Source organism: Rhodococcus sp. GB-02, from assembly GCF_053470465.1.
Window position 1 is genome coordinate 85,325 of sequence record NZ_JBPUKE010000001.1, and the last position, 18,241, is coordinate 103,565.

The 18,241-nt window shown below is 62.3% G+C and carries 16 protein-coding genes; 9 read left to right on the forward strand and 7 right to left on the reverse strand.

Annotated features, from left to right (window positions below):
* Positions 1 to 32: 32 nt before the first annotated feature.
* Positions 33 to 1,250: an MFS transporter gene (locus ACSW29_RS00490; RefSeq protein ID WP_347875151.1), complete on the reverse strand. Its 1,218-nt coding sequence runs from the start codon at positions 1,248 to 1,250 to the stop codon at positions 33 to 35.
* 135 nt (positions 1,251 to 1,385) lie between these two features.
* Here ACSW29_RS00490 and ACSW29_RS00495 point away from each other — a divergent pair, with 135 nt between their 5' ends.
* Together ACSW29_RS00495 and ACSW29_RS00500 are read left to right on the forward strand one after the other, a co-directional pair.
* Positions 1,386 to 2,270, forward strand: a complete 885-nt coding sequence (locus tag ACSW29_RS00495; protein ID WP_448276101.1) for a LysR family transcriptional regulator — start codon at positions 1,386 to 1,388, stop codon at positions 2,268 to 2,270.
* Positions 2,271 to 2,338: 68 nt separating this feature from the next.
* Positions 2,339 to 2,818 carry a hypothetical protein gene (locus ACSW29_RS00500; protein ID WP_317826948.1) on the forward strand — a complete coding sequence of 160 codons (480 nt, stop codon included), beginning with the start codon at positions 2,339 to 2,341 and terminating at the stop codon, positions 2,816 to 2,818.
* Between the two features lie 63 nt (positions 2,819 to 2,881).
* On the opposite strand, the gene ACSW29_RS00505 is transcribed toward ACSW29_RS00500, so the two are convergent.
* Entirely contained in the window at positions 2,882 to 3,742 is an 861-nt protein-coding gene (locus tag ACSW29_RS00505) for an alpha/beta hydrolase family protein (RefSeq protein WP_317826949.1), read from the reverse strand.
* A gap of 926 nt (positions 3,743 to 4,668) precedes the next feature.
* On the opposite strand from ACSW29_RS00505, the gene ACSW29_RS00510 reads away from it, so the two are divergent.
* On the forward strand, positions 4,669 to 5,838 hold the full coding sequence (locus ACSW29_RS00510) for an iron-containing alcohol dehydrogenase (protein WP_317826950.1): 1,170 nt from the start codon (positions 4,669 to 4,671) through the stop codon (positions 5,836 to 5,838).
* A 73-nt stretch (positions 5,839 to 5,911) separates the two neighbouring features.
* Here ACSW29_RS00510 and ACSW29_RS00515 read toward each other — a convergent pair whose 3' ends face one another.
* Positions 5,912 to 6,598, reverse strand: a complete 687-nt coding sequence (locus tag ACSW29_RS00515) for a TetR/AcrR family transcriptional regulator (protein ID WP_317826951.1) — start codon at positions 6,596 to 6,598, stop codon at positions 5,912 to 5,914.
* Positions 6,585 to 8,192 carry a class I adenylate-forming enzyme family protein gene (locus ACSW29_RS00520; RefSeq protein ID WP_317827134.1) on the reverse strand — a complete coding sequence of 536 codons (1,608 nt, stop codon included), beginning with the start codon at positions 8,190 to 8,192 and terminating at the stop codon, positions 6,585 to 6,587. The genes ACSW29_RS00515 and ACSW29_RS00520 overlap by 14 nt, the downstream gene beginning before the upstream one ends.
* Before the next feature lie 192 nt (positions 8,193 to 8,384).
* Here ACSW29_RS00520 and ACSW29_RS00525 point away from each other — a divergent pair, with 192 nt between their 5' ends.
* The 6 genes from ACSW29_RS00525 (at position 8,385) to ACSW29_RS00550 (ending at position 14,829) form a co-directional block, all read left to right on the forward strand.
* A complete protein-coding gene (locus ACSW29_RS00525; protein ID WP_448276102.1) occupies positions 8,385 to 10,334 on the forward strand; it encodes a flavin-containing monooxygenase in 1,950 nt (649 codons plus the stop codon).
* Positions 10,335 to 10,336: 2 nt separating this feature from the next.
* Positions 10,337 to 11,527: a CaiB/BaiF CoA transferase family protein gene (locus ACSW29_RS00530; RefSeq protein ID WP_448276103.1), complete on the forward strand. Its 1,191-nt coding sequence runs from the start codon at positions 10,337 to 10,339 to the stop codon at positions 11,525 to 11,527.
* 40 nt (positions 11,528 to 11,567) lie between these two features.
* Complete coding sequence (locus ACSW29_RS00535; RefSeq protein ID WP_283307788.1) at positions 11,568 to 12,221, forward strand: TetR/AcrR family transcriptional regulator; 654 nt, start codon at positions 11,568 to 11,570, stop codon at positions 12,219 to 12,221.
* A 78-nt stretch (positions 12,222 to 12,299) separates the two neighbouring features.
* Positions 12,300 to 13,205: a metal-dependent hydrolase gene (locus ACSW29_RS00540; protein ID WP_283307787.1), complete on the forward strand. Its 906-nt coding sequence runs from the start codon at positions 12,300 to 12,302 to the stop codon at positions 13,203 to 13,205.
* Positions 13,202 to 14,338 carry a PDR/VanB family oxidoreductase gene (locus tag ACSW29_RS00545; protein ID WP_448276104.1) on the forward strand — a complete coding sequence of 379 codons (1,137 nt, stop codon included), beginning with the start codon at positions 13,202 to 13,204 and terminating at the stop codon, positions 14,336 to 14,338. Before ACSW29_RS00540 ends, ACSW29_RS00545 begins: the two co-directional genes overlap by 4 nt.
* Positions 14,339 to 14,382: 44 nt before the next feature.
* Positions 14,383 to 14,829: a limonene-1,2-epoxide hydrolase family protein gene (locus ACSW29_RS00550; RefSeq protein ID WP_448276105.1), complete on the forward strand. Its 447-nt coding sequence runs from the start codon at positions 14,383 to 14,385 to the stop codon at positions 14,827 to 14,829.
* Between the two features lie 237 nt (positions 14,830 to 15,066).
* Here ACSW29_RS00550 and ACSW29_RS00555 read toward each other — a convergent pair whose 3' ends face one another.
* From ACSW29_RS00555 to ACSW29_RS00565, 3 genes are all read right to left on the reverse strand, one after another.
* Positions 15,067 to 15,810, reverse strand: coding sequence for an SDR family NAD(P)-dependent oxidoreductase (locus ACSW29_RS00555; protein ID WP_019746030.1), 744 nt, complete (start codon positions 15,808 to 15,810; stop codon positions 15,067 to 15,069).
* Between the two features lie 514 nt (positions 15,811 to 16,324).
* The gene (locus tag ACSW29_RS00560) at positions 16,325 to 16,990 is read right to left on the reverse strand and encodes a response regulator transcription factor (protein ID WP_230815812.1); all 666 of its coding nucleotides are present in this window, start codon (positions 16,988 to 16,990) and stop codon (positions 16,325 to 16,327) included.
* On the reverse strand, positions 16,987 to 18,195 hold the full coding sequence (locus ACSW29_RS00565) for a sensor histidine kinase (RefSeq protein WP_448276106.1): 1,209 nt from the start codon (positions 18,193 to 18,195) through the stop codon (positions 16,987 to 16,989). The genes ACSW29_RS00560 and ACSW29_RS00565 overlap by 4 nt, the downstream gene beginning before the upstream one ends.
* Between the last annotated feature and the right edge of the window lie 46 nt (positions 18,196 to 18,241).

The window sequence follows — 18,241 nt, forward strand, 5'->3', positions numbered from 1 at the left end:
TGTACGAAAGTTTTGCGTGGGCGACTAGGTTGTCAGTTCATGTCCGCTGCGACGGGTTTGCGGATTGTCGCGAGAAGGATTGCGAGAGCAGCGATTCCAGCCGCGATCCAGAAGACCGACTGGGAACCGGCGTGGTCGTGAATGCGTCCGCCGGCGAACGCGCCGAGGGCGATGCTTGCATTGAAGACTGCGACCCAGAGGGCGGATGCAGCCTCTCGGTGTGCGGGGGCTGCGTGTGCGATCCATGTTTGCGTACTCACGGATACACCGCCGTAGAAGAAACCCCATACTGCCATGAGCAGAGCGCCGGCGATCAAGGTGGCGGCCCAGATCGGAAACAGGGCGAGTGTCAACGCTATTCCCACGCTGAGGATGACGACCACCGTTTTCGGGGACTTGGCGGCGGACGGCCCGGCGATGAAGTTTCCGACGACACCGAGGGCACCGTAGATCAGCAGCATCGTGCCGACCTGCGAGGGGTTCAACCCTGCGAAGAACTCCAGTCCCGGTCGCACATAGGTGTAGGCCGCGAAATGAGCGGTGATGAGGAGAGCCGTAATCGCGATTCCGACCCGGACTCCCGGGTTCCGAAAGGCCTCCACGAGACTGCCGAGCGACAGGGCTTGATCAGCCGGCATCGTTGGTAGGACAGCGATCATAGCGAGCGCGATCAGCGTCGCTGCGCAGCTGAGAGCCCAGAATGCAACGCTCCACCCGGCCGCTGCCCCGATGTACGTCCCGGCAGGAACACCGAGAACTGAGGCAACAGCGATTCCGCTGAAGATGATCGTGGTCGCCAACCCGACGGATCTGGTCTCCACCAACCTGGGAGCCAGGCTCGCGGCGAGTGCCCAGACTCCGCCCATGCTCACCCCTAGAAGGACGCGAGCCACAGCGAGGACAGCGAAGCTCGGCGCAAGGGCAGTGACGGCGTTCGCCGCGGCGACGACAAGCATCAGAACAATGAGCGTCGACCGACGATCGAAGCGCCGGGTCACAATGGGCACGAACGGCGCAGTGGCCGCTGCCACCAACCCGGTAATGGCCAGTGAGAGCCCGATGGTCCCTTCGCTTTCCATCAGAGCAGCACCGATCGGGGTGAGTAGTCCGACCGGCATCATCTCCGCTGCGACAACAATGAAGGTGGACGATGCGATCAGGGCGACAGCAGCCCAGTGGTTCTCGGTGGTGTGTGCGTGGGTTGAGGACGTGGGCGCAGGGCTGTGCTGCCCGGGCGCGGAATGTGGCATGTAACCAGGGAAGCTCTCGCAGGCCACCGGATCAACGGCGAATCGCTCATCCAACCATTAGCCCAATTCATCGATGGGCAAGGATGGGGTGCGCGGACGAGGCGAGGATCGGAGTGAAATATGTCGGAACTTCCGATGCGTGAGATTGAGTGCTTCCTCGTACTCGCTGAAGAACTGCACTTCGGTCGCACCGGAGAAAGGTTGTTCATCTCCCAGAGCCGGGTCAGTCAGCTGATCAGCGCGTTGGAGCGTCGTATCGGCACAAGCCTCGTAGCGCGGACCAGTCGCCGTGTGCATCTCACTGAATTCGGCGCCGAATTTCTTGCGTCGCTGGCTCCCGCCCACAGAGCACTCTCAGCAGTGATCGACGACGCTCGAACGAAGGCGCGCAACATACCGACACCGCTTCGGGTGGGTTTCCAAGGAGCAATTTACGATTCGGTCGCGACGGCCGTCTCTCGCTTCGAGATGCAACATCCGCAAATATGCGTGACCATCAAGGAATTACCCCTGGGTGATCCGTTCAGTGATGTACTCGCCGGGCGAATCGATGCGGCGGTAGCCCTTCTCCCTGTCGAAGAACCCGAGCTGACAACCGGGCTCGTCTTTTCTCGACAGCCCCAGACGCTGGCCGTCTCAGTCCATCACCCGTTCAGTGAACTGGACGTGATCGACGCCGAGCAGTTAGCGCAGATATGCCTGGTACCCATCACCGGACCCGCCCCTGACTATTGGCATCGCGCGAATTCCCCGAGCACGACGCCGAGCGGAGCCAAGGTTCCCACGCAGGGTGGGGCGAGCACCGTTCAAGAAGGCCTGTCGCAGGTCGCATTCAGTCAGGTCGGCCTCATCCTTTGCGCCACGACCGCCGCCTACAATCAACGCTCGGACATCAGATTCGTACCGATCAATGGTTTACCCGAATCCGCTTTGGGTCTCGTGTGGCGTACCGATCTCGAGTGCCCCCACCATCGCCATTTCGCGAAGGCCATCGAGGAAGCACACAAAAGCCTTGTCTGACGGCGATCAGTCAAGTCACGGAAGGACTCCGGGACATTGGTGCGCATCGTCTGTGGGATGATCGCGCCATGTCTGCGATCACCGACTACTTCACCGCGCGCACGGATGAGCATGCCACCTCCGCCCTCGAGGGACTCGTCGACTTGGAACCAGCGGCGAACGATGCCTCTCGCCCGCGGATTCAGTTGACTGCGGGTGGGACTCCAGTTCTGCAGGCGAAAGGCATCGATCCAGTTGTCGCGCTGGGCCGACTGGAAGCAGCCCTCACCGCTCGCTCCTACGACGACGTCGCAAAAGGTCCACGCTGCGGGAAACTCGTCGCAATGAGCGACGACGGCGACACCCTTGTGCTCACGGTTACCGACGAATTACGTGATGCACTAGCGGAATTGAACGCTGAAGGCGTCGCGGCCGCCGCGGCCGCCTGGGCGATCGACGAGACGAGTGAACCGTCGGAGGACTCAGTGCCGTTCCTGACCGCCTTTGCCGAACTAGCGACCAGAGCTGTGGCTCAGGGCGAACGAATGTACGGCTACGTCGTCATTTGAGCTTCGCGACTCCACCGATCTGATCGGACAGGCCGTTCGTCTTCGACAACTCCCGACTTACCGTCAGCCCGGGATCTGCAGGGCCAGATCGTTGCGGTCGAAGTCGGAGAACTGCTGGGTGTCAGTGCAGTATCCGCAGCCCGGCCCGAAGAACTCGGTGCGGGCATTCGGATCGTCGAGTAGCCAGTACCGCAGCCACGCCGTGCTCGGCCCGCGCATATCGCCGCCGTTGATCGCAGTACCGAAGTGCGTGGCGCCGCGCAGTTCCAAATACTCGGCAGGCACGTGGTCGGCGTCCTCGTACATCGCCCGCACGATCGCCGGCCAAACGATTGCGTCGGCCTGGCCGGCCAGATAGAGAACTGGCTCGTCGATGAGGTCGACATCATTGAGCGGGCCTGGCTGGATCGCGACGGCGGTGTCGACGCGGTCGTCGATCGCAGCATTGATTGCCGCAGACCCGCCCTGCGAGTGCCCTACCGCACCAATGTGTTCCAGGTCGACTTTGCCGAAGAAGACGCTCGACGGGCTGGCCGCCTTGTCCGCGATGAGGTCGATTCCCGACCGCATAGTGATGGCGAAGTTGCTTGCCGGGGTATTGGCGGCGACCACGATGAATCCGTGGCTGGCGTAGTGGCGCAACAAGGAGGTGTACGCACCGGGGAGCACACCGGTCCCGTTCCCCCAGATCACAACAGGGTGCTTCTCGCCGCGTGCGCCGAGCTGGCGCGGGTAGTACAGAGTGTGCACCAGCCCGATCGAGACATTCGGCGTGTACGGCCCCGCACTCGCCCAGTCATGCCCGACGCTCGGGATGCCGAGCGTATCGGCGGCGGCCGGTCCGGCCGAACCAGCGAGTCCGAGTGTCGCGCACAACGCAACCGTCGCTGCAGCATTCGCGAAATACTTCAGCGATTTTCGCATGAAGGCCAACCTTTCGAAGTTGATCCGGAGTGACGCGTATTACATATTTACGGCACGGTGACCCGTCGGCTTTGTTCGCGGAAACGGACTATCCCAGAAGTGTTGTGCCTGTGCACAAAATCATCGTTCTCGGCGGATGACCGGCCGCCGCGATTACCCAGAGCCCCAGGGAGAGATCGCCTCCGCCTACGACGTTGGCGCGGAGCACACAGCCATAGGAAATATTCGACGATCTAAGGGTTCTGGCCGCCCGTTGCCACGGCTGCGATCTTCCGTGGTGGCGCGTCCTCGAGCTCACGGTCCATCCAATCGAAGAAACAGTTCGCGTCGTACGACAGCAGCGGATTTACCCGTGGGTATGCCCAATCGCGGAGTCCTAGCAGAAGCCGAGGATCTCGACTGACTTTGCCGGACCGACTGCAATGGTCAGCTTCGGCGGAGTGAAGAGTTCGAGGCGCTGCCGCACTGGATTCGACGGCCGTCACCAGAGTGCCAGAGATGGCTACAGCCCCAATGCTCAAACCACACGTCATCACGCAGCTGTTCCCAGGAACAGACAATCAGTGGTTAGGTAATTCGGTATTTCGAGGATCGAATCCACCAAAGCCGATTCTCGTCCGGAACTGGAGATGCAACGGCACGCTTCATCTAAGCCGTGAGCATTGGTAAATAATTGCAGATCAAGCCTGCAATATCGCCCATGAACTCACCTCGCCCCATGGTTTCGCCAGCCAAGCACACAATAGATTGTGGCGTGCGCCACAAATCTCCTATAGGATAACGGCTGTTAGCCTGCGACGGGGTGCGAGACATTGCCCAGCGCCGGATCCACGCTCTATCCCACTCCTGAACAGACCAAGCGAGAGCTGAGCGCTCCTGACGACGTCGTGGTGGATTGAGGATCAAGAAAGAAAGATGGTATTGCCGTGCAGTCATCACTTGTCTCTCTGCCGTCCATGGAGAGAGTCCGCATTGGCGCTCCGGTCGCGGAGGCCGCAGCCCAGGAAGCAGAGTTGCTCGGGGCGAACCGAGTCTTCGTCGTATGCAGCGGGACGCTCAACTCGCAGACCGACGAGATCGCTCGGGTGATCGAGGCCCTGGGTGATCGATTCGTGGGACTGTTCGATGCGGTTCGACCTCATGTACCGCGCGAAGACGTCATTGCCGCTACCCGAGTTGCTGCCGACGCCAATCCGGACATGCTGTTGTGCGTGGGCGGTGGATCGGCGACAGACCTGGCGAAGATCCTCGCGATCACTCTGGAGCACGGAGTTCGCGAGGCATCGCAAATGGACGCCTATCACCTGCAGGTCAATCCCGACACATCGGTGACCGCCCCCACCTTCTCCGCCCCGAAGATCCCGGTAGTGGTGGCGCCCACGACCCTGGCGGGCGGTGAGTTCAACGCGTTGGCCGGGTCGACGGATGAGAAGAGCAACGTCAAGGAGGGTTACTTGCATCCGGCGATGACCCCGAAGGCCGTCATCCTCGATCCTGCACTCACTCTGCACACGCCGGAGTGGCTGTGGCTGTCGACCGGGGTTCGCGCACTGGACCACGCCTTCGAGACCTTGGGCTCGCTCGAATCGAACGGGTACTACGACGGGATGGCGATGAATGCCATACGACTGCTCTCCGAGGGACTCGTCCGAGTGAAGGAAGACACCGAAGACGTGGATGCCCGTCTGATGTGCCAGGTCGGTGCGTGGTCGTCAATGGTCGCGATCGTCGCAGGCCTCGACATGGGCGTCAGCCATGCCGTCGGGCATGCACTCGGCGGTTCGTTCAACGTCCCACACGGGTACACCTCCTGCGTCATGGCGCCTTTCGCGCTCGAGTACAACCGCGAGGTCAACGAGCATCGCCAGGCGCTGATCAGTGCGTCCTTGGGTGCGCCGCAAACGCCGGCACACGAGTTGGCGGACTCGCTGATCCGGCGACTCGGCATGCCGAGATCGCTGGGAGAGGTCGGGCTGACCGACAACGACCTCCCCAGCCTGGCTACGTACACGTTCAAGGACATCTGGTGCGGGACCAACCCGAACCCCATCGCGAATCCGGACGCTTTGGTTCCTTTGTTGCGGCGGGCACTCTGATCGAGCCCGAAAACAGGTGATCCCCCTCCACGTCGGGTGGAGGGGGATCACCTGTTTTCGGGCTGAACAGGCGTCACCGTCGGCTGGACGTACCGCCGGTACCACTCTGCGTTCCGGGACGGTGACGGAGAATTCCGACGACGATGTAGTCCACGTAGGTTGCCACCAGCGCCTCGATATCGTGGTCGTCCCGGAGCCACCAGCTCACACCATTCATGAGGTCGAGCACGGCAACAGCCGCACGTTGTGGGTCGGCGATCTCGAACTCTCCGGCGCGGACCCCGGCAGCAATCACATCGCGCACACGCCTCTGGTAGTACTTGCGGTACTCGAGCACCCTCAGACGGTGTTCGTCGGTAAGCGCCGAGATCTCTCGAAGGCTGACCAGATGCTCGACCCTGTTCATCGCTAAATACCGTAGATGAACATCGATCAGCGAGGTGAGTCGCTCGGCCGGTGTTCCAGTCTCGTCGAGGACAAGTAAATGCTCCTCGACCGGGTCCCGGGTCATCTTGAGCGCGATCGCGTAGAGGATCTCCTCTTTCGAGCTGAAGTGGTTGTAGAGGCTCGCGCCCTTGATTCCCACCGAATCTGCGATGCCACGCATGCCTGCCGAGTGGTAGCCCTGATCAGCGAAGTATTCGGCCGCCGCGGCCAGTATGTCGTCACGTCTGCTTGGAAGACCTTCAAGCCGTGGTCGACCGGATCCGGGTCTCGCGCTGCTGGCAGGATCGATGTTCAGCGTTTCAGTCCTTTGCATACAGGCGGCGTAGTTCTCTCTTGAGCAGCTTCCCCTGAGGGTCCGTGGGCAGCTCATCCACAATCGTGATCGCCTTTGGAACCTTATAGCCTGCGAGCACGGTCTTGCAGTGGTCTCGCAACTCCTGGCCGGTGAGGTCGCTGCCGTCTACGACGATGACGAAGCCGGTGACCGCCTCGGACCAGTAGGCGTCCGGAAGTCCCACGACGGCGGCGCGCGACACCCCGGGGTGGGCTTGTAGTACGCGCTCGACCTCCTGCGAGGACACGTTGTAGCCGCCCGTCTTGATCATGTCCTTGCTGCGATCGAGGAAGAACATGTTGCCCTCGGAGTCGCGACGGACGATGTCGCCGGTGTGGACCCAACCACCGTCGAGGACAGCGGCGGTCTTCTCGGGATCCTTGTAGTAACCCAGCATCACCGACGGCGTGCGACAGAGGAGTTCACCTCTCTCTGCTTCATTTCCGTCGGCGTCGACCACCTTGACCTCGAGATGGCCTACAGGCTTGCCGATCCAGGTCGGATCCTGATCGGGGATGTCCTCGAGTCGCTTGAACCAGCCGACGGAGCCCAACTGCGTCAACTCGGACTGCCCCCAGTAGGTGCCCCACACCGATGCGGGCGCCGCGTGGTGCCATGCGTCCACCGTTCGCGGCGAGACCTGACCTCCGTAGGTCAGGCAGCGCTGGATGGTCCCGACAGTCTCAGGACCGAAGTCAGGATGATCTGCGAGCGAGATGAAGAATGTCGGGGTTTGAGCCAGGACGGTGATCTGCTCCGTTTTGATCATCTGCAAAGCGTCGGCAGGCGCGAGGCTGGCCGGGAGCACGAGCGTCGCTCCCAGTAGCAGGAGCGAGGTCAGGGAGCCGATTCCGGCAATAGTGTGGAATGGCATGACGTAGAGCCAGACGTCATCGTCCAGGCATCGCAGTCCCCATGTGTACGCCGGTGCGGTGGAGACCAGGTAGTTGCGATGCGGCAGCATGACGCCCTTCGGAGCCGCCTCGGTTCCACTGGTGTACACGATCATTGCGAGATCGTGCTCGTCGACGTCGCAATCCGGCTCTGTCGGCGACGAGGACTCGAGGAGTCGATCGAAGCAGTGGCCGCCGAACTCGTCCGCGCTGTCGAGAACAACGATTTCAGGGCGGGTTCCGAGCTCCGCCAGTGCTTCTTCCAGAACCGGCAGGAATTCCGCGGCCACGACTACAACCGCGGGCTCGAGGTGCCCGATCTGTTGGGCCACTTCGTTCGGTCCGAAGAGAACATTGATCCCGGAGTACACCGCCCCGATTTTGAGAGCACCGTAGTAAGCGACTATCGATTCCACGCGGTTGCGGGCCATCACGGCGACCCGGTCACCGCGGGAGACCCCGAGTCCGAAGAACATGTGGGATGCCCGGTTGGCATCCTGATTGAGCGCGCCGTAGGTGGTCACGGTGCGTCGACCACCTGGGGCGTACGACACGATCGCCGGCTTCGAGTATCGACTCTGCGAGTGGCGACGTAGCTGGTCGCCCAACGTCGCTCGTCCTAGCGGTGACGACTGGATCGTTGTGAGGGATCGGACAAGCGGACCTGAACTCCGTCGCATATCGGTGGCATCCGATTCGACACTTATCGACAGATCCATGGTTCCTCAACTTCCTGAATACTTACGGCCGTTAGTATGATGTGTCTCATACTGTCATCGGCATCACCCCGGGTCAAGCAAAGTTTTCGAGCAAGAACCGGAATATTGAAATCACACTTGGTTGTACCGCTAACGACTGTTAGCCTGCATGGCATGACTATCGTCACTGACCTGGACCGTGACCACCTGCGTTCGGCGGTGTTACGGGGCAATGTTCCGACCATGCTCGCCGTGTTGCTGGAGTTGACCGCCGATGAGCGGTGGATGGCACCTCGCTATCAACCCACTCGCAGTCGGGGAATGGATGACAATTCCACGGGAGGGCTTTCGGAGGAGGTTCAGTCCGAAATCCGGAGCGCGTTGATCGACGCAGTGGAACGCTGGTGGACGCTGGACGAGCCGTCCCGGCGGACGCTGGACAGCTCGGAAGTCGAGCGAATCCTCAACTTCACCTGCAGCGAGACCGTACCGCCGGACTTCGCGCCGATGATGGCGGAGATAGTCAATGGCCCGCAGATCAAGCCTGCCACCGCCAAGTGCGACGAGCGACTCCACGCCATCGTGATCGGAGCCGGCATCGCGGGGATGCTGGCCTCTGTCGAGCTCACCCGCGCTGGGATCCCTCACGTGATCCTGGAGAAGAACGAGGACGTCGGCGGATCATGGTGGGAGAACCGCTATCCGGGCGCCGGAGTCGATACACCGAGCCACCTTTACTCGATCTCGTCGTTCCCTCGTAACTGGTCGACCCACTTCGGCAAGCGCGACGAGGTTCAGGGATATCTCGAAGACTTTGCTGAGGCCAACGACATCCGGCGCAATGTCCGCTTCCGTCATGAGGTGACGCGCGCCGAGTTCGAGGAGTCGAGACAGAGTTGGCGTGTGACCGTCCGGCGACCAGGCGAGGCGCCGGAGACCCTCGAGGCTCCCATCCTGATCAGCGCGGTCGGTCTGCTCAATCGTCCGAAGATCCCGCGCCTTCCGGGAATCGAGACCTTCCGTGGTCGCCTCTTCCACTCCGCCGAGTGGCCGAGCGAGCTCGACGATCCCGAGTCGCTCCGTGGTAAGCGAGTGGGCATCGTCGGTACCGGAGCCAGTGCTATGCAGATCGGCCCGGCCATCGCGGATCGTGTCGGATCGCTGACGATCTTCCAGCGCTCACCACAGTGGATCGCACCGAACGACGACTACTTCACGACCATCGACGACGGCGTCCATTGGCTGATGGACAACATCCCCGGGTATCGCGAGTGGTACCGGGCGCGTCTGTCGTGGATCTTCAACGACAAGGTGTACCCGTCCCTCCAGGTCGACCCCACCTGGCCCGAGCCGAGCGCCTCGATCAATGCGACCAACCATGGTCATCGCAAGTTCTACGAACGGTATCTCCGCGATCAGCTGGGTGATCGAACAGATCTGATCGAGGCATCTCTTCCTGACTATCCGCCCTTCGGTAAGCGGATGCTGCTGGACAACGGCTGGTTCACGATGCTTCGTAAGCCCGACGTCACACTGGTGCCCCACGGAGTCGACGCCCTGACACCTTCTGGACTCGTCGACACGAACGGCGTCGAGCACCAGCTGGACATCATTGTCATGGCGACGGGTTTCCACAGTGTGCGCGTTCTTTACCCGATGGACATCGTCGGTCGATCCGGCCGGTCCACCGGAGAAATCTGGGGCGAGCACGACGCGCGCGCCTACCTGGGGATCACAGTTCCTGACTTCCCCAATTTCTTCGTCATGACCGGACCGAACACCGGCCTGGGACATGGGGGGAGCTTCATCACGATCCTGGAATGTCAGGTCCGCTACATCATGGATGCCTTGAAGTTGATGCAATCGGAAAACCTCGGCGCGATAGAGTGCCGGGCCGAGGTCAACGATCGATACAACGAGGCCGTCGACCGACAGCACGCACAGATGGTCTGGACCCATCCGGCAATGGAGAACTGGTACCGAAACCCGGACGGTCGTGTCGTGTCGGTCCTTCCCTGGCGGATCAACGACTACTGGGCCATGACCTACCGAGTCGACCCGGCAGATTTTCGAACTGAGCCGGCCCGCTCCGGGTCGGTCCCGACCCCGACCGCGCAAGGGTGATCATGCAGGACGAAGCCACCGGCGGAGTGCACGGCGGGCCGCTGTCGGGTATCCGGGTCATTGAAATGGAGGCCATAGGGCCGCTACTGCACGCCGGTCTCATGTTGGCAGATCTTGGCGCCGATGTCGTGCGCATAGTGCGCCCCATCTCGATGGGAGCAGATGACGGAATCGACGATGCGAATGCGGGGATGCTCCGAGGGCGGACCGAAATCACTGCAGATCTGACCAAGACCGAGGATCTCGCCAAGGTGCGCAGGCTGATCAGCCGAGCGGACGTCCTGATGGAGGGCTCTCGGCCCGGCACGATGGAGAAGCTCGGCCTGGGCTCCGAGGTCTGCCTGCAGGACAATCCGGGGCTGATCTACGGCCGAATGAGTGGCTGGGGCCAGAAAGGACCGATGGCCCGAGAGGCCGGGCACGATCTGAACTACCTTGCGCTTTCAGGCGCGCTCGAACAGCTCGGACCGGCTTCCGGGCCGCCGTCACCGCCACTTAACTACGTCGGGAACTTCGGCGGTGGATCAATGTTCCTGCTCGTAGGGGTACTTGCCGCGCTGCACGAAAGAGAACGCACTGGCCGAGGCCAGGTGGTGGATACAGCGATGGTCGACGGCGCCAGTTCGTTGACTGCGCTCGTCCGATCGTGGCAGCATGCCGGCCGCTGGTCAGCCCGTCGTGGAACCAACCTCCTCGACGGATCTGCCCCGTTCTACCGCGCGTACGAGTGCGCAGACCACAGGTACATGGCGGTAGGGGCCCTCGAAGACGTGTACTACGACCGGTTCGTGTTCGGACTCGGATTGGATCCCGCCTCGTTGCCGAATCGCTGGGACCAATCGAACTGGGACGACTTGTCCGAACGCTTCGGCAGAACCTTCGCCGCACAGGATCGCGACGCCTGGGTCGAGGTCTTCGACGGCCTGAACGCTTGTGTCACACCCGTGCTCACACTCCACGAGGCAACACTCCACGACCATGCAATACAACGGACGGCCTTCGTCGATGCAGGAGGCTTTTCGATGCCCTCCGCCGCACCACGGCTGGACTCGTCACAGGGAGCAGCCCCACCACGGAAAAACGACGAACTGGGCGCAACCGTGTCGCGATGGGAGATTGCCTCAGAGCACCACGGGGGCAATTCCACTCGACATCGGTCCACTCGCATGGCGGTTGGTCCACGGATGTGGTGAGCGAGAGAACCGATGGCGCCAGGCGGGTTACGATTTCGGTATGCGCAGGCTGGCTGGATCGTTCGATCGTGACCTCCCCGGGTTGCCGCGTGGCCGCGGCCGACTGGCTGTGGACGAGGTCCAAGACGCGCAACGCGATCGCATTCTGCGTGCAGTGATCTCATCGACGGCGGAGAAGGGGATCGCCTCGACCACGATCGCCGATGTCGTCGGGCGTGCCAGGGTGTCTCGCCAAGCTTTCTACAAGCAGTTCGAGAGCAAAGAAGCGTGCTTGATCGCGGCGATCGACGCCGGCATCGAGGTGATCGTCTCCAACATCACCTCGACACAAAGCTTGACCGCCAATTTATCTCTACACGAACAGCTTTCGGCTGTCATCGAGAAGTATCTCGAGACGTGTTCGTCCGAACCGGAGTTCGTGCGAGCTTGGGTGGTGGACCTACCTGTGGCCGGCCCGGCGGGGGTGGCGAAGCGCAACGAGTACGTGGAACTGCTCGCCGATGCATTGCTCGTCGGCTACTCGTCCAAGTCTTCAGAAGCCCCGGGGCGTGAAGTGTTTCTCGCGGCGATCGGCGGTTGCAACGAGTTGTTCTACCGCCAGGTGGTTGACGGGTCGAATTCGTACATGAATCTTCATGCGCCGATCATGTCCTTCCTCGAACGGGTACTGGATCTCTCGTCCGACCCTTCGTAGTCCGGTGTTGACAAGCCACGGGTAGATCGCCATGCTCATTCATAAGTACTGCTGCGTACTTATGAATGAGGAGTGGTCATGCGAATTACGAGTGGACTGACACAGCGTCCGATCGCACCGCCCGGCCGGGTAGCGATCCGTCCGCGGCGAGTCGATTTCGACTGGGAGAAAGCGCCTTTGGTGTGGTTGCCGAACGAGCCGATCGCCTCATACCTCCTCGGCTCGATGAACCTCGTCATCCCGGAGGGCGAACGGATGATGATCCAGGCCTTCGAACAGGCCCTCCCGGACGTGCACGACGAGAAGCTTCGCGAGGACATGCTCGGTTTCATGGGCCAAGAATTGCTGCACGCAGAGGCGCATGACGAGGTCATGAATCAGGTGTTCACACGGCACGGGATCGACCCGGCCCCGTTCAACCGCCAGATGCAGTACTTCTTCCGTAGAACTTTGGGCGTCGGTGACGACTCCGATCCGCAGGCCATCCGGCAGCGTCTGATCGAGCGTCTCGGGATTTGCGCGTCTTCGGAGCATATGTTCGCGTTCGTGGGCGACTGGGCGTTGAACGCGGACTTGGAGAAATTCGGCGCGGATCCGCAGATGCTTGACCTCTATCGGTGGCATGGGGCCGAAGAGGTCGAGCATCGTGCCGTGGCACACGAGGTCGCCACGTACTTCGGAGTCGGCTACTTTCGCCGCTGTATCTCCATGATCATCACGTGGCCAATCTTTTTGGGGTGGTTGCTCCGTGCTGCGATGTATCTGAGCCGCAACGACCCCAACACGCCGAACATCGGTTATCCGCGATTGCTACTGGAATTCGTCCGCGCCGGACGCCGCGGACTGGTGCCTGGTGTATCGAAATGGTTCTGGAGCGGTGTGTCGACGTTCGTGCCGGGATTTCACCCCGACAGTGTGGGGTCCACCGCCCAGGCCCTCGCCTACGTCGCGCAATCGCCAGCGGCCAAGCGGGTCAACACATGACACCCAACGCGCCCGAACTCACACAGCGGTGGCCGGCCCCACGCGAGATCCCGGTCGACCTACGCCGCGGCAAGCGCCGCGACTCGATTCTGCGCATTCTGGATGGCCTGGTCTCCACGCAGGTCAAGTGGGCGGTCTTGATTCATCGCGACGAGCCACCGGAAAACCGGATCGACGAGTACAAGACAACGCTCACGGTGTCGGAGCGCACGACGGTGTCCACCGACAACGACGTGGTCAGCCTCGAACTGCGAGCACCTGACGGCAGCGACCTCGAACGGTGGTATCCCGGGGCACACCTCGACCTGTACCTGCCCTCGGGACGGATACGTCAGTACTCGCTGTGCGGCGATCCCGCCGATCGACGCTGCTACCGGATCGCGGTACGCCGGATTCCTGATGGTGGCGGCGGATCGAACGAGGTGCACGACGAGTTGCCAGTCGGTACCGTCGTCGGCGTTCGCGGTCCACGCAACGCGTTCGGGTTCGTCGAACCCGGGCGAATCGAGCGCGCGAAGCGCGTTCACTTCGTGGCGGGTGGCATCGGCATCACACCGGTACTCCCGATGGTCTGCGAGGCGGAGCGTATGGGCCTGGATTGGTCACTGGTGTACGTCGGTCGCGAGCGTCGGACGCTACCGTTCCTCGACGAATTGTCGCCGTTTGGTGATCGGGTCACCATCCGCACCGACGACGAATACGGCCTACCCGCTGCGAACGATCTTCTCCCGCCGAATGTTCGCAGCGGTGATGCGATCTACTGTTGCGGTCCGGTCCCGATGATGGACCTGATCACAGCAGGTGTGCGCAACGAGCCCGGTGTGGAAGTGCACGCCGAACGCTTCTCCGCCGCACCGGTCGTCGATGGACGTCCCTTCCGCATCCAACTGGCTCGCACCGGTCAGGTCATCGATGTCGCCGCTGATCAGACCGCACTGGACGCGGTGCTGCGTGTGAACCCGAAAGCCCCCTATTCGTGTCGCCAGGGCTTCTGCGGCACCTGCATGGTCCACGTCAGCGACGGCGACGTCGATCATCGTGACAATTCGTTGAGCCCAGCCGAGCGCGCCGCCGGCAAGATGCTGCTGTGCGTTTCGCGGAGCAACAGTCCCTGCCTGACGGTCACCACATGAATCCACCGATGAGAAAACACATTTCCCGACGACCGGAGTACCTGTTGAACGACGATCAACTGACATCGCGGGTGGTGGATCTCCTGATCGCACTGGAGGAAATGAACGCCGATGCCGTGCGAGCACTCGTAGATCCCGACATCGAATGGCGCAACACCGGCCTGCCCAGCGTGCGGGGAAGCAAAAGCATCGAGCGGGCTCTCACGATCGTCTCTCGCCTGATCACCAGGTACGAAGTCGTGGAAGTGCTCACGATGAGCACCGACCACGACACGGTGTCCTCCCGGCGAAGAGAGATCATCCGCATCGGATGGTTTGCCATGCACCTCGACGTAGACGGCCACTACACATTCGCAAACGGCCGGCTGCGTGTTTGGGACGACCGCTTCTCCTACCGCCGACTGCTCCGCGGACTGCGATTCGGCCCACCCACCCGCACCGCCGTGCAGATCCTCTTCCAGCGTTGGTGTCGACAACGTCGGGCAGTGTGAGAAACACCGGTATCGCACTACCGACCGGGTTGGCTCTCAACGCGGCCGGCGCCGCGGTCATCGCCGGGGGGCGCCACTCTCCCGGCCGCCGGGGCCGAGGTCGCTCCCGACATCGCACCCAACTTCGAGGCCCGCTGCTCCGGGAATGGGACTTCCGGTAATTCGGGCAGTACCCCGAAACCGAGTCCTAGCGCGCAAACCGCACCCAGGTCGAGGCCCAATAGCGGGTTCCGTGGGTCACAAGGACATGCCTCCGTCAACGGGAATGACGGCGCCGGTGGTCCAGTTGTCTTCGAGAGCGAGGCGGGCGATCCAGATCGCGGCTTCTTCCGGGGTGCCGGCGCGTCTGAGGGGGAGTGTGGCTGTTCGGGTGCTGAGAAGTTCTGTTTCTTGTGCTTCGGTCATGCCGGCACTACGAAAGAGTGAAGTGGGCATGGGGCCTGGTGCGATGGCGTTAACACGTACTCCGTCTGGGCCTAGTTCCAGGGCCCAGCATCGGGTGAGCTGGGCAAGTGCTGCTTTCGAGGCTGCGTAGTGCGAGTTGCTGGCTGTGGGCTTGAGTGCCACCGTGCTGGCAACGTTGACGATGGACCCGTGCGATGCGCGTAGAGCAGGCAAGAATGCTTGCGTGACGAGCGTGGGTCCGATGACGTTGAGGTCGTGGAGTTTTCGAATTTGCTGCGTGGTTGTGTCTTCGAGTGAGGCGTAGAGATAGGCTCCAGCGCAGTTGACAATGTAATCGATGCGCCGGTGACGTGCGATTGCTTCGGCAGCTGCTGTGGTCACGCCTGTCTCGTCGGTGACGTCAACGAGGCAGGTGAGAAGGTGCTCGTCGGAGGGAAGAGCGTCGAGAGTGCTCTGATCCTTGTCCCAGGCTTCGACGGTTGCGCCGAGTTGGCGGAGCAGGGCGACGGATGCCCGTCCTATCCCTGAGCCCGCGCCGGTGACGATTCCGATCGGGGAGGATGGGTTGTGTGGCATCGCACTCACTTCCGTTCTGTGTGTCGCTCTAGGATACTGGGCTGGGTCGAGACCTGCGGGCGTACAACAGAGTCGGGCATTCCTCGCGTGTGGGTATCTGTTTCTTGCCGCTGGCCAGAAAAGTGGAAAGTCATGGGTCAGAATCCTAATAGTTTTCCGGTGCAGGCGAATCCGTCCTGCGGGTGGCCACTGATCCGACCTCCTCTGCACCGTTTCGCGCATCACTACTCAATAACTGACACTCAGACAACAATCCGCTCGCCGCAGCTCATAACTGTCAGTACTTCGGGAAGTTCGCCGAACCGCACAAGGGTTGGGACGGGGGCGGACGGCGTGGATCAGGGCGGGTGGCCATCACTCTGCGAGCTGGAGATCGGGTGCACTTCCCTTGTGCGGGCTCCCTCGGCGTTGCTCCGACGGGCTGCTGCCGGTGATGCGTTCGCTGATAAGGTTGTTCGGCATACATCCGGCGTCCCCGTTCGGGGCGCATGTTGTCCCGCCGCTGCGGGTAGCGTCAGTTGAGGTGCGGTCGGATCAGACCGTTCTCGTAGGCGGCGATGACGAGTTGTGCCCGGTCGTGGGCCTGCAGCTTGGTCATGATGCGGTTGACGTGGGTCTTGGCGGTGTGCGGTGAGATCACCAGGTCAGTGGCGATTTCGTCGTTGGACCGGCCGGCGCCTACGAGAGTAAGGACCTCCATCTCCCGCTCTGTAAGGTGCGCGAGCGCTGGCGGCACCCGTTCGCTGTCGGCGGCGGGGTGAACGTACCGGTTGATCAGGCTACGCGTCGCGACCGGTGAGAGCAGAGCATCACCGCGGTGGATAGCGCGGATCGCGGCGATGATCTGGTCGTGATCGGCCCCTTTGCCGATGAACCCGCTCGCGCCGGCGCGCAGCGCTCCGACGATGTACTGATCCTCCTCGAAAGTGGTGAGTATCAGTACCCGCACCGACTCGAGGTTCGGGTCGGAGCAGATGGTCCGTGTGGCGGCAATCCCGTCGACACCTGGCATCCGGATATCCATGAGCACCACATCCGGTCGCAGACGGCGAGCGAGTTCGATCGCGCGCTCACCGTCGCCGGCTTCGCCGACGACGGTGAGGCCGACGCTGTGGGTGGCAAGGGTGGTGATCGCAGACCGGATAAGAGTTTGGTCGTCGACGACAAGAATGGTGATCATTGTGTGTCCCCCTGTGCGGCCACGTCGTCCGGTGCGTCCAGGTCGTCCGGTGTGTCCAGGTCGTCATGGGCGGGTTCTGTGGGTAGATCGGCAACAAGCAGCCACCTACCTGTTCCGTCGGCCCCGTAACGGAGGGCGCCGCGAACCGAGTCGACCCGTTCCCTCATACCGATCAGCCCCTGGTTCATCCCGAGGTGTCGGGCCCCTGCTCCGTCTGAAGCGGTCGGGTTGCTGACGGTAATGCGGAGCGCACGAGGCAGGTAACCGATCAGCACGTGAGCGCGGTGTCCGGTGCCGTGCTTGTGGGCGTTGGTGAGCGCTTCCTGGACTACGCGCAGTGCAGTCACATCGATCGACGCCGGCAGTTCGTACGGATCGCCATCGATGTGGACAGCGACTTCCATTCCATGACTGGCGAATTCACGCACTACATCGTCGAGTTGGGACAGGCCGAACGGGCCGATCGCGGTGGTGGGGTCTCGTAGGGTGGCCATGAGGTCGCCGATCTCGGTGAGCGCGGTGCGCGACGCGCTGCGAATGATAGCCAGCGATTTCTCGGCGTCGGCCGGTCGGTTACGTAGCGAGGACGCAGCGACGCCGGCATGGAGGTTGATCACCGAGATCTGGTGCGCGACGACGTCGTGCAGGTCGCGAGCAATCGCCAGCCTGGTCTCGGCGACCCGCTGCCCGGCCACCGCGTCGCGAGTTCGTTCGGCACGCTCGGCACGTTCGGTGACGGACGCGACGTAGTCGCGTTGCGTGCGAACCGCATCGCCGATCGCACCACCGAGCAGCACGGTCAGGACGTTCTGGAGGCCGCTGTATCCGTCGACGAAGACGAAAGCGAGCATGGCGAGGGCAACGAGAGCGGTGAGTACGAAACCACGTCGCCGGGTCGCGTACAGCATGGTCGTGTAGACGGCGACTCCCGCCGCCAAGACGAGGCCCGGATTGAACAGTGCGAGTGGCACACTCACTGCGACGACGCCGATGACCGCGGCCAGGACCGCGAGCGGCCGCTGGTGTCGGCCCATCAGGATCGCCGCGGCCACCGCATTGAGGGCCAGGACGTCAGGTGACCACACGAAACCCGCACCCGGGTGGGGCGGGACCACGCCAGGGATAATCACGAGGACCACCGTGGCGGCCGAAACGATCCACCCCCTCGCACCGCGATGCCCGGCCGAGGCGCTGCGCGCGACCATGTCCGTCTCCTATCGGTCGCCGAATATCCCACCCGCATGGCGGCCA